This window comes from Candidatus Electronema sp. PJ (genome assembly GCF_048287395.1).
Taxonomy (GTDB): domain Bacteria; phylum Desulfobacterota; class Desulfobulbia; order Desulfobulbales; family Desulfobulbaceae; genus Electronema.
In genome coordinates, this window is the sequence record NZ_JBLWEO010000023.1 from 1 (window position 1) to 11,439 (window position 11,439).

Sequence of the window (11,439 nt, forward strand, 5' to 3'; positions counted from 1 at the left end):
TAGCCCATGATCAGGGCGGCCAGCAGGACAAGGAGGATATCCGGCAAGAGGAGTTTCATGGGATTAACGCATCAGGTTGTTGTAAATGGGATGCACCGCGCCGTTGACCAGCTCGACAATCCAGCCGGGCAGGATGCCCATTGCGAAGAGACAGAAGAGCAGGATCGTCACCGGGATTTTTTCGATCAAAGAGGCATCGGTCAGGGTCTTGTAATGGTCGGAGATCGGCCCGTTGACCAAGCCGTTCACCGCCCGCAGGACATAGACCGCTGTCACCACGATGGAGAGCACGGCCAGCACCGTGCAGAAGCGGTAGAGCGGCGCGGGATTGGCGAAAGCACCGACAAAGACGTTGGCTTCAGCGACAAAACCCGACAAACCGGGCAGGCCCAAGCCCGCCAAGCCGACGATCACGTAGGCCACCGAAAGGAAAGGCATCACCTTCATCAGGCCGCCCATCTCGCTGACTGTGCGGGTGTGGGTTCTGCCGTAGATCATGCCGATCAAGCAGAAGAAGAGGGCGGTCATCAGGCCGTGGGAGATCATCTGCAAGACCCCGCCTTTGATGCCTGCGAAGGTCAGGGCGGTGAAGCCGAAAAGCACCATGCCGCAGTGCGAGACCGAGGAATAGGCGGTGATGTACTTCAGGTCGGTCTGCTTAATCGCCCCGAACGCGCCGTAGAGCACGTTGATGGTGACGAGCACTAAGAAGAAGGACATCCACATGTTCGCCCCTTCCGGCAGCAGGTACATGCCGACGCGCAGACAGCCGTAGCCACCGAGCTTCATCAGCACCCCGGCGTGGAGCATGGACACCGCTGTGGGCGCGGAAGCGTGACCGTCAGGCGACCAAGTGTGAAAGGGAAAGATCGCGCCCAGCACGCCGAAGCCGAGGAAGATGACCGGGAAGGCCCAGTATTGAAATTTCAGGGGGAAATTGGCTTGGGCCAGCTTCTGGAGGTCAAAGCTGTTCATGCCGGATTCAAAGTAGAGGCCCAAGATGCCCGCGAGGATGAAGGCCGAGCCAGCCACCAGCATCAGGGTCAGCTTCATGGCCGAGTATTCTTTCCTGCCCGTGCCCCAGAGGCCGATCAGCAGGTACATCGGCAGCACCGCGATCTCGTAGAAGACGAAGAAGGTGAAGAGGTCGAGGGAGATGAACACGCCGTATACCCCGGCCACCAGCACGTTGAGGAGGACAAAAAATTCCTTGGCCTGCTTCTCCACGCCCCAGCTGGCCAGCACCCCGCAGAAGATGACGATGGCCGTGAGCAGCATCATCAGCACTGAGATGGCATCCACGCCGATGTTGTACTCGATGTTCAGCATTTGCAGCCAGACCGTCTTGCCAGTGAAGTGGAACTGGCTGAGTTTCGCCCCTGCCGCCGCCGGGTGCTCCGCCTCCGCGCTGATGAAGGCGAAGGTCAGGCCGATCACCAGCAGCAGGTTGATCAGGTTCCCGGCCAGCGAAATCTTCTTGATGCGCCGGTGGTCATCGCGGGCAACTGGCAGGGAGATCAGCGCGGTGAGGAAAGGGACAGCCCAGATCAAGGTGAGCAGAAATGATCCGTTCATAAAAAGACTCCGTTGCTGGGTTCGCAGGTGCGGCTGAGGTTGGTCATGATGCGATTACAGTTAATTTCTTTTTTGCTGCCGGAACGTTGCTTCACGGTTCACCAGTCTGTCAGCATGTTGTTTTTCACCTTCTTTTATTGCGGCAAAAATTCGGTCAACATCATTGCCGTATTTCGCGGCATGGGCAGCTCTGAATTTTCGTATTTCTTCCACAATAGGGTCATCTGTCATTTGTCTACTTAGATTTTGAAACCCGACAAGGCGCACGGTTGACGGTCATGCGTCCAGATGATTTTTCTCTTGCCTTGAGAACCTTGCAGATTGTCTCTATATTATTGTTATATCTGGCTGCGAATGCTAAACCATTTTTTCGGACTTCGTCAACGATGGAATCATCCTTCTTCATTGTTTTCTCCTAATTCTTCGGGTGAGCAGAGGACAGGACACACCCAGCCTTCTTTTTCGATTACGCGGGCAATGAGTGTTTTTGTTTCGGCATTATTGATGTGCTTAAAATTCCACGTGAGGAGATAATCAATTCCCTGCGTGGCTGCAATTGCAATATGCAGCGTGTCTCGGACGCTGTTTTCTGGCACTGCTTTTGATGCTGCAAGCGCATCAGCGAGTAGCTGCGCATCGGATGTGATAAGAATGCTCGGAATGTCAGCAACAGCCTGAAGACGCTTGTCAGCCGCTATTGGGTCGCCTCCAGAAATTTCTTCTTCGACCAATGCGGAGATATAGACCTCGTATCGGCTTTTGGAATTAAGCCACCAGTCCGAGGTAATTGCCTGTCGCCCAGCTTTAACAACATCCCGGCTTGGCCGCGATGTCAGATAGCTGATGATGGAGGATTCAATATAGACAGATGCAGGCATAGCTCGAATCTTGAAGTGCTGTTCTTATTCTCATCATCAAATGACATCCTGATAATTGGTGATGTCTCGATTGCCCATCAATAAACCCGGCACGCTGATGTCTTCATCAATTTCATCCCAATGAATTCCCATGCCGCCGCTGCTTAACTCATACTGATTGCGCTGCTGTGCAGTGGCGTTGAGCAAACGGGGAAAATAAGCTAACGGGACAAACAACTGCCGCCCATCATAAAACGCTACGCACAGATTTTCTTGGTCAAACCAAACTTTTGATGCTTTAGCTTCGATGCTGGAAGGAGTCATTCTTTCATCATCTCTGGATCATTCAATTGCTATAATTTTTGTAATCGCTACCAACAAAGCTACCGAGATGTAGAAACCCCAAATTGAGAATGATTTCATCGCTGCAAACTGGAGTTTTGAAATATTCCCTTTCGGTTCAACAGAGTAGAGGTCTTTAGTTGTTAACGATCTGCTATGCAGTTTTTCGATGAAGTCGTTGTATGAATTTCTGAATCCTTTTTCTAAGGCCAAATAATAAGAGTCAAGCGCAGCGAAAACGAAGGTCGGTAAAAGTGCTATCCATGCGTACTCAGGCTTTCCTTTGTCAGCGACAATCACAAGCACAGCAGAAACTAACGTAACGCACCATCCTTTTGACGCAGCACTGTTCCCCGCCATGCGTTGAATCACATTTTGGATGATTGACAGATGGGTCTGTATTGACGCAGACTCTCCATCGATCTGGAGAATTTGCAAAACTTCTTGATTTGCCATTCTCATCGCCTCTGAGCTTCGGCAATTGCAAGATTTACCCACGACTCCATATTTTGTGCTATTTCATTATATGTGCTTGGATTGTAACAATGTATCACTGAAGACATCTTCGTGCCGTTCTCGATAGTGAAATTATTAAATGGATTCTGACCTATTGCGCTCGTGCTGTTACGTGGGCAACGTAGGTTATGAATATAAATCCCAAACAATCCTTTGCCATCGTTCCATGCCTTTTCAATTTCATATCTTACAAAAGGCCTCTTAGCAGTTTCAGCACCGACAAGCACAATAACGCAACGCTTGTGCTTCATATTTTCATCAATCCAGTGCTTGACTGAGGTTTCGCCGGTGCGCTTCAATTGTTCCCAGTCGTTGGGAGATAATGGTTCGTTTTTCTCTAACACACCGATGTTTCTAATTTGCTGCACTCGCATAACATCGTTTGCGTAATGAAAGCTAAAAAAGACTGGAATCCTTGCCATAACAATCTCGCTGAAATAAATCAAATGTGATAACGATAAACTAATCCTACGGGATGGGCGGCTGATTGGTCGCCCATCCTCCTCCGCCTTACAGCACCACCGACACGCTGTTGCTCGGCACGCCTTCGCCAGTCCTGTTGACCGCGACGACGCAGAACTCCAACTCCTTGCCGCGCTTCTGATTGTTGAGCGTGGCTTCCGTCTCAATGAATGTGCCGACCGCTGTCCAGTCGCCTTCGGCCCGTTCGCGCCGCTTGACCGTGTAATAGGAGACAATGCCGCCGCCAGCCGGGCGTTTCCAGTCCAAATGCAGCCAGCCTGCGCTCTGCTGCACCGTTTCGAGCAGCCGGGGCTGGCCGGGCACAGCGGGCGGCCCAGGATTTGCCCGCGCTCCCCAGCCGAGAACCGCCAGCTTGGCATCGTTGCCCTGCGCCGCGTCTTCGGCGTAATGCAGGTTGGTTTTCATGGCCGAAACCAGCCTGTCCTGCGCATCCCGCTTGCCCTCGGTGGCCTGCTGCGCCGCCGCCTGAGCCGCAACCTGCACGTCGCTTTGATTGATGAAGGCATCCAGCAGGTTGCGCAGCTCGGACACTGCAATCGGCGGGTTGGGAAAATCCGCATTTTCGGTCAGCCCAGCGATGATGTTTTGGGCTAAGGCTCTGATTTCCGCTTCACGATGGGGAAAATTCATGGTGCAAACCTCCTGTGGTTTTTTGGCTGCTTCCGCCCTGTCGTTCAACCGCGCTCATGGCCCGAAACGGCTGGCAAACGCCTCATTCCGAACATGAAACGTCACATTCCGACCCGCGAATGGCCTGCTCCGAACTCGAAATGCCTCGTTCCGAACCAAAAATGACCTATGTCGAACCGTAAACACCTTATTGCGAACAACGAATGCCCCATTTGAAACCACAAATGTCCTGCTCCGAATCGCAAATAGCGCATCCCGAACCTCAAACGCCTCGTTTGGAACTGCAAATGCCTCATCGCGAACAGCGAATGCGGCGTTTTGAGTCCTGCTGCGGACTGAGGGCGGGCACAACGAAGCTCCTGCTGTTAACCCAGAACCTCTGCGCTGCTGATAACTTGCCCTTCATGCGTGTAATACGCAGTCTGCCCCTTTTCATTCACCACCCAGACTTCCAATGCGCCTTTTGCCAGATAAAGCTGCACTTTTTCTTCTATCTCGCCTGCGGAGTTGGACGGAGAAGTGATCTCAACGCAAATTTCAGGAGCCTTGATGTACGGTGTGCTGTATCCGTATTGGGCAATAAAGGCATCGGAAGCCCATGCAACATCAGCCACTTTCACGCCGTCGCTGGTTTGAATTGAACATTCCATAATGATCTTGCCGCTGCCTTTCTGCCGGTCAATGTGGCTGCCCACTTCATACTGAAGACGGCCATGATTGTTGCTGGCCGGACTCATGAGGATTTTTCCCCATTTGTTCAGCTCAATCTTGAACGGCAGATTTTGCAGCTGAGGATTGCTGATGACGTTGGCCCATTCCATGCCGAAATCTCACCGATCAGCAAGAGAATCCTTGCTGCATTTTTCTTGCGGCATTGCTTTGTCAATTCTCTTCGGCGGAAGACGAATCAGTCTTTCTCCTACTTCCCTTTGATGCCTCTTGTAATCTTCACAAATTGCATCCAGATCATAGCCAAATTTCTCAGAATGCTCTGTTCTGTATCGCCGCAACTCTTCTATGATAGGATCATTTACCGTTTTCATCATCTCCGTTTCCTAAAAATTCTTCTGGCGAACATATTTCCGGGCATATCCAACCGTTCCCCTCAACTTCCAGTCGAATTCTTTTCCTGATGACGGGATTATTGATATGTTTAAAATTCCACGTCACAATCACATCCATGCCGTTTATCGCTGCGACTGCTATATGCAGCGCATCTTCCAAGCATTTTTCAGGAACGATTTTCTTGGCAAGAAATTTTCTGGCAAGCTCTTTGACTTCATCATCAATTTCAAGCACTGGAAATCCTGCCAGCATTCTTGGCACGAAGCTGCGCTTGCTGTGCGTCTCCTCGCGCAGCTTCCTGAATAACGATGTCCGAAATATACACCGAATGCCTGCTCAGAATCTCCCAAAAGTCTGCGGTTGAAGACTGATGGGCGGCAATCACCAAATCTTTTGACGGCCTTGCTGTCAAGTAGCTGACAATGCTGGTTTCGATGTATATTTTCTGTTTCATGCAAGAAAGGTCATCTCCCCATGACCAGCAGCGCAATCAAACCAAGCACTGTTGCGCCGAGATACAAATGAAGCTGGCCGTTCTGCACCAGCCGCACGCCTTTGCCACCGACTTGCAGCAGCCAGCCGCAGAGGTTCATCGTGCCGTCAACAACATTGCGGTCAAACCACTTGATCGGCGCGGCGACGCAGTTGAAGATGATTTTGTGGGTGATGAAGAGATACAGCTCGTCAATGTAGAATTTGTTCTGCACCACGGTGTGGATCGGGCCGAAGACCTTTTGCAATGCGGCAGCCTTCTCCGTTTTGCCTGCGCCATACAGCAGCCACGCAGTGCCGATGCCGATTGCTGCGGCCAGTGTCGCCAGCCACGGCAGCCACGCCGGATGCGCGAAATGGCCTGCTTCGCCGAGATGCGGCGGCAGCACCTGCGCGACAAAGGAATGCTCCAGCAGACCGGCAAAGATGGTTGGCACAGTCAGGGCGACAATCGGCCACGTCATCCACGGGTCTTCATGGACATGATGCAGATGCGAGCGGGCTTCGCCGTGGAAAACCAGGAAAAAGAAGCGGAACATGTAGAACGCGGTCAGGCCGCCGGTAATCAGTCCGACCAAGAAGGTGAACCAATGACCAGACTGCAAGGCGGCGAGCAAAATCGCGTCTTTCGACCAGAAGCCGCTCAAGGGGAACACGCCCGCAATGGCAAGGCAGGCTGCGAGCAGCGACCAGTAGGTTTTCGGCATGAGCTGCTTCAGGCCGCCCATTTTGAGGATGTCGTTGCTGTGGACAGCGTGAATCACTGCGCCCGCACCAAGGAAGAGCATACATTTGAAGAAGGCGTGGGTGAAAACGTGATACATTGCCGCTGAATAGCCAAGCGGATTGACATCTGCGCCGTGATGACCGCCCTCAACGCAAACCTTGGCCGCGCCAAGCGAGAAAATCATGTAGCCAAGCTGCGAAAGCGTGGAGAACGCGAGGATGCGTTTGATGTCCATCTGGGTGATGGCGATGACTGCCGCAAACAGGGCGGTGAATGCGCCGACGCACTGGATGACAAACAGGGTCGTTTCAGCAGCGGCGAAGAGAGGGAACATCCGGGCGGTCAGATAGACACCAGCCACAACCATTGTCGCGGAATGGATGATTGAGGAGACCGGGGTCGGGCCTTCCATCGCGTCCGGCAGCCAGACATGGAGCGGGAACATCGCCGACTTGCCCCAGCCGCCGGTGAAAATCAGCAGGGTGCCGAGTGTGAGCACGCCAGCGTCCTTGAGCAGCAACGCGGTGGACGGGCTGTTCAATTCTTGGAAGCTGAAAGTCTGGCTGTAAAAGCTGACCAAGAGTATGCCCAGCAGGAAAAAGGCATCAGCAAAGCGGGTGATGATGAAGGCTTTTTTTGAGGCGGCTACTGCCGAGGGCTTCTCGTACCAGAAGCCGATCAGCGAATAGGACGACACGCCGACCAGCTCCCAGAAAACGAACATCTGAAAAATGTTGCCGGACGTGACCAAACCAAGCATCGAAAAGGTGAACAGGGCCAGCAGGGCGAAGAAGCGGTTGAAGGAGCGGTCGCCCTTCATGTAGCCGACTGAATAGATGTTCACCAGTAAAGAAATCACCGTGACTACTACCAGCATCATCACCGAAATCGGATCAAGATACATGCCCAAGTTGGCGGTCAGGCCGGGCGCAAAGTTGAGCCAAGCCGCATCATAGGCCAGCATGGTGTGCTTCGGCTGGGACAGATAGGCCAGCACTGTCAGCAGGGCATAGCCAAGCGACAGGCTCGACATCGTGATGGCAAACTTGGCGACAAAACGATTGTCCGAATTGATATGTCCCAGCCCGATGATTGCAAAACTGAAGACCGGAAAGAGCAGGATCAGGTAGCTGTGGAAAAAGATGAAATCAGCCATGAAGTTCCTCCATCCGGTACACATCCAGCCGTTTCTTGCGGCGGTACATGGAAATGATGATGGCCAAGGCCACGGCGATTTCGCAGGCGGAAACAGCCATGACAAAGACCGGGAAGACTGCTCCGGCGACCGGATCAGCGGCCCGGAAATGGGCGAAGGCAGCGAAGTTGATGTTCGCGCCGTTGAGGATGATCTCAACGGACAGCAGGATGCCGAGCAGGTTGCGCCGGGTCAGCATACCAAAGATGCCGATAGCACAGAGGATCAGCGACAGGGCGATGCAGTTGGCCAAGGTCATGGCTTGTCCTCCTTTTTGTTCTCCCGGCGGGACAGCACCACCGCGCCGATCAGGGCCGCGAGCAGCAGCAGCGAGACCACCTCGAACGGCACGATGAAGCCGTTGCTGGTGGAGAGCAGGCGGATGCCGATTTCGTCAATGCTCACCGGAGCGGCTTGGCGGGTCGCATCGTGCAGCAGCTTCGAGGGATTGCTGGTGAAGAAAAGGTAGAGCGCAGTGATGAAACCGGCGATGATCACGCCCTTGCCGACCTGACGGCCCGCGCTGACCCGGCTCAGGCTGTTGTCCACGCCAAGGTCGTTGGTCAGCAGGATGATGATCAGCATGAAGACGACGATGCCGCCAACGTATAAGGCGATCTGCGCCAAGGCGAGGAATTCCATTTGTAGCATGATGTAGATCGCAGCGGTGGCGAAGAAGGAGCCGACCAGCGCGATGGCACCATGCAGGAGATTGGGCAGCGTCACTGCCAGCAGCGAGAGCAGAGCCACCGTCGAGGCAATCACATAAAAAAGGAAATCGTTCATCAGCAGGCTCCCTGAGAGGTGGTTTCCGGTTTGTTGAGCACCCACGTCAGCTCGTTGCGGTCATACACCGCCAGCTCGAAGTTCTTGCCCAGCGTGATCGCGCCGAAGGGACAGGCTTCCACGCAGAGGCCGCAGAAGGTGCATTGCGACAAGCGGTAGATGTATTTGCCCAGCACCTTTTTCCCGGCAAGGTCTTTGGTCGCCAGCACGGAGATGGTGCCGTTAGGGCAGGATTTCTCGCAGATGCCGCAGGCGGTGCAGGCGTTCTTGCCGTTTTCGTCGTGCGGCATGTACAGATGGCCGCGAAACCGGTCGAACATCTTCAGCGTCTCGCGGTTCTCTGGGTATTCCTGCGTGATGGCGGACTTGGGATTGAAGAAATACTTGATGGTGATGTCCATCCCCTTCGTCAGGGTGAAAAATCCGCTTATCGTCTTGTGCACGTAGCGGCTGACAAATTCGAGCAGGTTCTCTTTGGTCGCTGTTGCTTTCATAGGCTTTTACAGAACTCTTTGTGCGCATTCAGGCTTGCTGATGGATCATCGCCGCCAATATGCTGAATTTCTATCCACGTTCTCGATATGACAATCTTGCAGGTCAAGAGCAACCGTCTGTTCTTCGCAGCTTGAAAAGTCTCCAGATATTGCTTGAAGTCAATGCATAGGGAATTCTCTGCACCTAGCTCCCCGACGCGGTGCGCCTTGGGAGACTTTTTTCCTCGCGCCAGCCATTTTTTAAAAATGGAGACCCATCTTTTTCCTATGACATCCCAGTGCAACAAACTATGCACATATTTTTTAAAACTGAGGACTCATAGTAAAAAACTGGGCATCCATTTTCTTCCTAACACCACCCATTTTTTAAAACTGTGCGGTCAGTTTCTTCCTATGACTGCCCAGTATTAAAAAATGGGTACTCAGTTTAAGAAAATGGCCCGTCAGTTTCTTGCATTCCCCTCTTATTTCGTAAGATTGAGCCGCGCATTCGTTCCGCTCCACCGCTTACAAAACGGCAGCGGCAGATTGCGGTGAATGCAAAGAATCCCAGCCGCAAAGATTGCTGGCTGATGATTCTAAAAGATGGCTGTCATCTAAAAATTCAACCGGCTCATGCTCTCTGCCATCTTCCCACATAAGCGAATAAAACCATATCTCGCTCTCGCCAATCCAAAAATCAGCGGGCGTAAAGCTCATGTTAGAATCAACAGGCTTCTCTGGCCGCTCAGGACTGTATTCAGCGCACCATCCAGCAAAATAACCTTTCCATGCTTGGCCGTGCGCGTGAAGTTCAGCGGCAAGTTTCCGCACCGCATCCATTTCAGGAATAAGGATAGGAACCTCAACTTGCTCATCGTTGTGCAGCACTATCTTTGCCTTAACAGTTTTCACGTTTTGCGTTCTCCCGCCACCAGATTGCCAAGACATGCTCCCGCTGTTTGATCAAAATCTTTTCAATCTGATTCAACTCATGCTGGCTGAAATGGCCCGGATTTGCAACTGAGACCGGATTCAGCCAATACTTCGCCTCATTCCCGTCCTTGCCGACATGCACATGAGGTGGTTCGTCCAAGTCTGCCTGATAGAACCAGAACTTGTATCCTTTGAGCCGAAGAACAACAGGCACTTTTATCCCACCCAACCCTGCGCCACGAACAGCCCGGAGAGCATGAGCAGAATCAGGCTGGCTGGCAGCATGATCCGCCATTCCAGATACATGAGCTGGTCAACCCGGACTCTGGGGAAGGTCCAGCGGAACCACATATAGAGGAAGACGATCAGGAATGCCTTGGCGAAGAACCAGAGGAAGCCGGGAATCAGGTTCAGCAGCGGATCAATGACCGGCAGGCCGAAGAGCGGGGCATGAAAGCCGCCAAGGAAAAAGGTGGTGACCAAACAGGCGGCCACGAACATGTTGACGAATTCGCCCAAGAAAAACATGGCAAAGCTGATGCCCGAATATTCGGTGGCAAAACCGCCGGTCAGCTCGGATTCCGCCTCGGCGATGTCGAAGGGGGTGCGGTTCAGCTCGGCAGTGGAGGCGACCAAGTACATAATAAAAGCCAAGATGCCGAGGAAGGGCAGCTTGAATATCCACCAGTCAAAGATCGTGCCCTGCTGGGCCAAGACAATGCCGCGCAGCGAGGCGGTGCCGGAGAGCATGACGATCAGCAGCATGAGCAGGGCGATGGAAATCTCGAAAGAGACCATCTGCGCGCCGGAGCGCATCGCGCCGAGCAGCGAATATTTGTTGTTCGAGGCCCAGCCTGCCAAAAGAATGCCGAGGATGCTCAGGCCGGAAACGCCGAGGACGTAGAGCACGCCGCCCGCTGGATCCGCCACTTGCAGGTGATGATCAAAGGGAATCACCGCCAAAACCAGAAAGGCTGCGCTGACCGGCAGCAGCGGGGCGAGGAAGAAGATGAAGGTGTCCGCGCCTGCCGGTTTGATAATTTCTTTGAAAATGGCCTTGATGCCGTCAGCCAAGGGCTGTAGCAGGCCATGCGGCCCCACCCGCATCGGCCCGAAGCGAAGCTGAAAATGCGCGGAAACCTTGCGCTCTAAAAAGATCAGCACTGCGCCCAATGAGCCGACTAAAGCCATCAAACTGAGCAGCGCGAGCAGCCCGTTGACGACGACGGCGGCAGGTTCCGGGAAGATGCTGCGGACAATATCGCCGATGAAGTTGTTCACCGGATAAAGCTCTGCGGAAGAAGGCATCATGGCGTGTCACCTGTGTTTTCTAACGGTCAATGTCCGGGATGACCAAATCGA

The 11,439-nt window shown here is 53.2% G+C and carries 19 protein-coding genes; all 19 read right to left on the reverse strand.

Going from position 1 to position 11,439, the window contains the following annotated elements; genetic code table 11:
- Positions 1-63 precede the first annotated feature (63 nt).
- The 19 genes from ACNKIB_RS02885 to nuoH all read right to left on the reverse strand — a co-directional run bounded on the left by ACNKIB_RS02885 (position 64) and on the right by nuoH (position 11,388).
- Positions 64-1,575: a complex I subunit 4 family protein gene (locus tag ACNKIB_RS02885; protein WP_417909039.1), complete on the reverse strand. Its 1,512-nt coding sequence runs from the start codon at positions 1,573-1,575 to the stop codon at positions 64-66.
- A gap of 60 nt (positions 1,576-1,635) precedes the next feature.
- Positions 1,636-1,806 (reverse strand): hypothetical protein, encoded by a 171-nt coding sequence (locus ACNKIB_RS02890; protein ID WP_417909040.1) that lies wholly within the window; start codon positions 1,804-1,806, stop codon positions 1,636-1,638.
- A 4-nt stretch (positions 1,807-1,810) separates the two neighbouring features.
- Positions 1,811-1,981, reverse strand: a complete 171-nt coding sequence (locus ACNKIB_RS02895; protein ID WP_417909041.1) for a hypothetical protein — start codon at positions 1,979-1,981, stop codon at positions 1,811-1,813.
- Positions 1,968-2,453 (reverse strand): type II toxin-antitoxin system VapC family toxin, encoded by a 486-nt coding sequence (locus tag ACNKIB_RS02900; protein ID WP_417909042.1) that lies wholly within the window; start codon positions 2,451-2,453, stop codon positions 1,968-1,970. Before ACNKIB_RS02900 ends, ACNKIB_RS02895 begins: the two co-directional genes overlap by 14 nt.
- A 36-nt stretch (positions 2,454-2,489) precedes the next feature.
- Positions 2,490-2,756, reverse strand: a complete 267-nt coding sequence (locus ACNKIB_RS02905; RefSeq protein WP_417909043.1) for a DUF2442 domain-containing protein — start codon at positions 2,754-2,756, stop codon at positions 2,490-2,492.
- An 18-nt stretch (positions 2,757-2,774) separates the two neighbouring features.
- Positions 2,775-3,230 carry a hypothetical protein gene (locus tag ACNKIB_RS02910; protein WP_417909044.1) on the reverse strand — a complete coding sequence of 152 codons (456 nt, stop codon included), beginning with the start codon at positions 3,228-3,230 and terminating at the stop codon, positions 2,775-2,777.
- 2 nt (positions 3,231-3,232) lie between these two features.
- Positions 3,233-3,712, reverse strand: a complete 480-nt coding sequence (locus ACNKIB_RS02915; RefSeq protein WP_417909045.1) for a TIR domain-containing protein — start codon at positions 3,710-3,712, stop codon at positions 3,233-3,235.
- Positions 3,713-3,800: 88 nt separating this feature from the next.
- Complete coding sequence (locus tag ACNKIB_RS02920) at positions 3,801-4,403, reverse strand: fibronectin type III domain-containing protein (protein ID WP_417909046.1); 603 nt, start codon at positions 4,401-4,403, stop codon at positions 3,801-3,803.
- 365 nt (positions 4,404-4,768) lie between these two features.
- Positions 4,769-5,224, reverse strand: a complete 456-nt coding sequence (locus ACNKIB_RS02925; protein WP_417909047.1) for a Uma2 family endonuclease — start codon at positions 5,222-5,224, stop codon at positions 4,769-4,771.
- A gap of 9 nt (positions 5,225-5,233) precedes the next feature.
- Positions 5,234-5,449: a hypothetical protein gene (locus ACNKIB_RS02930; protein ID WP_417909048.1), complete on the reverse strand. Its 216-nt coding sequence runs from the start codon at positions 5,447-5,449 to the stop codon at positions 5,234-5,236.
- Complete coding sequence (locus ACNKIB_RS02935; protein ID WP_417909049.1) at positions 5,430-5,720, reverse strand: type II toxin-antitoxin system VapC family toxin; 291 nt, start codon at positions 5,718-5,720, stop codon at positions 5,430-5,432. Before ACNKIB_RS02935 ends, ACNKIB_RS02930 begins: the two co-directional genes overlap by 20 nt.
- Positions 5,695-5,922 (reverse strand): hypothetical protein, encoded by a 228-nt coding sequence (locus ACNKIB_RS02940; protein ID WP_417909050.1) that lies wholly within the window; start codon positions 5,920-5,922, stop codon positions 5,695-5,697. The genes ACNKIB_RS02935 and ACNKIB_RS02940 overlap by 26 nt, the downstream gene beginning before the upstream one ends.
- Before the next feature lie 10 nt (positions 5,923-5,932).
- Complete coding sequence (nuoL, locus tag ACNKIB_RS02945) at positions 5,933-7,843, reverse strand: NADH-quinone oxidoreductase subunit L (protein ID WP_417909051.1); 1,911 nt, start codon at positions 7,841-7,843, stop codon at positions 5,933-5,935.
- The gene (nuoK, locus tag ACNKIB_RS02950) at positions 7,836-8,141 is read right to left on the reverse strand and encodes an NADH-quinone oxidoreductase subunit NuoK (protein ID WP_417909052.1); all 306 of its coding nucleotides are present in this window, start codon (positions 8,139-8,141) and stop codon (positions 7,836-7,838) included. The genes nuoL and nuoK overlap by 8 nt, the downstream gene beginning before the upstream one ends.
- Positions 8,138-8,668, reverse strand: a complete 531-nt coding sequence (locus ACNKIB_RS02955) for an NADH-quinone oxidoreductase subunit J (protein WP_417909053.1) — start codon at positions 8,666-8,668, stop codon at positions 8,138-8,140. The genes nuoK and ACNKIB_RS02955 overlap by 4 nt, the downstream gene beginning before the upstream one ends.
- Positions 8,668-9,162, reverse strand: a complete 495-nt coding sequence (locus tag ACNKIB_RS02960) for a 4Fe-4S binding protein (protein WP_417909054.1) — start codon at positions 9,160-9,162, stop codon at positions 8,668-8,670. Before ACNKIB_RS02960 ends, ACNKIB_RS02955 begins: the two co-directional genes overlap by 1 nt.
- Positions 9,163-9,669: 507 nt before the next feature.
- Positions 9,670-10,056 (reverse strand): hypothetical protein, encoded by a 387-nt coding sequence (locus ACNKIB_RS02965; protein WP_417909055.1) that lies wholly within the window; start codon positions 10,054-10,056, stop codon positions 9,670-9,672.
- Positions 10,043-10,291 carry a DUF4160 domain-containing protein gene (locus ACNKIB_RS02970; RefSeq protein WP_417909056.1) on the reverse strand — a complete coding sequence of 83 codons (249 nt, stop codon included), beginning with the start codon at positions 10,289-10,291 and terminating at the stop codon, positions 10,043-10,045. Before ACNKIB_RS02970 ends, ACNKIB_RS02965 begins: the two co-directional genes overlap by 14 nt.
- Positions 10,292-10,293: 2 nt before the next feature.
- A complete protein-coding gene (nuoH, locus tag ACNKIB_RS02975) occupies positions 10,294-11,388 on the reverse strand; it encodes an NADH-quinone oxidoreductase subunit NuoH (RefSeq protein ID WP_417909057.1) in 1,095 nt (364 codons plus the stop codon).
- Positions 11,389-11,439: the final 51 nt, after the last annotated feature.

Coding starts and splice junctions, on each gene's coding strand:
- ACNKIB_RS02905 (WP_417909043.1), bottom strand. CDS start 2,756: ATGACTCCTTCCAGCATCGAAGCTAAAGCATCAAAAGTTTGGTTTGAC.
- ACNKIB_RS02925 (WP_417909047.1), bottom strand. CDS start 5,224: ATGGAATGGGCCAACGTCATCAGCAATCCTCAGCTGCAAAATCTGCCG.
- ACNKIB_RS02890 (WP_417909040.1), bottom strand. CDS start 1,806: ATGACAGATGACCCTATTGTGGAAGAAATACGAAAATTCAGAGCTGCC.
- ACNKIB_RS02930 (WP_417909048.1), bottom strand. CDS start 5,449: ATGATGAAAACGGTAAATGATCCTATCATAGAAGAGTTGCGGCGATAC.
- nuoH (WP_417909057.1), bottom strand. CDS start 11,388: ATGATGCCTTCTTCCGCAGAGCTTTATCCGGTGAACAACTTCATCGGC.
- ACNKIB_RS02935 (WP_417909049.1), bottom strand. CDS start 5,720: ATGCTGGCAGGATTTCCAGTGCTTGAAATTGATGATGAAGTCAAAGAG.
- nuoL (WP_417909051.1), bottom strand. CDS start 7,843: ATGGCTGATTTCATCTTTTTCCACAGCTACCTGATCCTGCTCTTTCCG.
- ACNKIB_RS02915 (WP_417909045.1), bottom strand. CDS start 3,712: ATGGCAAGGATTCCAGTCTTTTTTAGCTTTCATTACGCAAACGATGTT.
- ACNKIB_RS02920 (WP_417909046.1), bottom strand. CDS start 4,403: ATGAATTTTCCCCATCGTGAAGCGGAAATCAGAGCCTTAGCCCAAAAC.
- ACNKIB_RS02910 (WP_417909044.1), bottom strand. CDS start 3,230: ATGGCAAATCAAGAAGTTTTGCAAATTCTCCAGATCGATGGAGAGTCT.
- ACNKIB_RS02895 (WP_417909041.1), bottom strand. CDS start 1,981: ATGAAGAAGGATGATTCCATCGTTGACGAAGTCCGAAAAAATGGTTTA.
- ACNKIB_RS02900 (WP_417909042.1), bottom strand. CDS start 2,453: ATGCCTGCATCTGTCTATATTGAATCCTCCATCATCAGCTATCTGACA.
- ACNKIB_RS02960 (WP_417909054.1), bottom strand. CDS start 9,162: ATGAAAGCAACAGCGACCAAAGAGAACCTGCTCGAATTTGTCAGCCGC.
- ACNKIB_RS02955 (WP_417909053.1), bottom strand. CDS start 8,668: ATGAACGATTTCCTTTTTTATGTGATTGCCTCGACGGTGGCTCTGCTC.
- nuoK (WP_417909052.1), bottom strand. CDS start 8,141: ATGACCTTGGCCAACTGCATCGCCCTGTCGCTGATCCTCTGTGCTATC.
- ACNKIB_RS02885 (WP_417909039.1), bottom strand. CDS start 1,575: ATGAACGGATCATTTCTGCTCACCTTGATCTGGGCTGTCCCTTTCCTC.
- ACNKIB_RS02940 (WP_417909050.1), bottom strand. CDS start 5,922: ATGAAACAGAAAATATACATCGAAACCAGCATTGTCAGCTACTTGACA.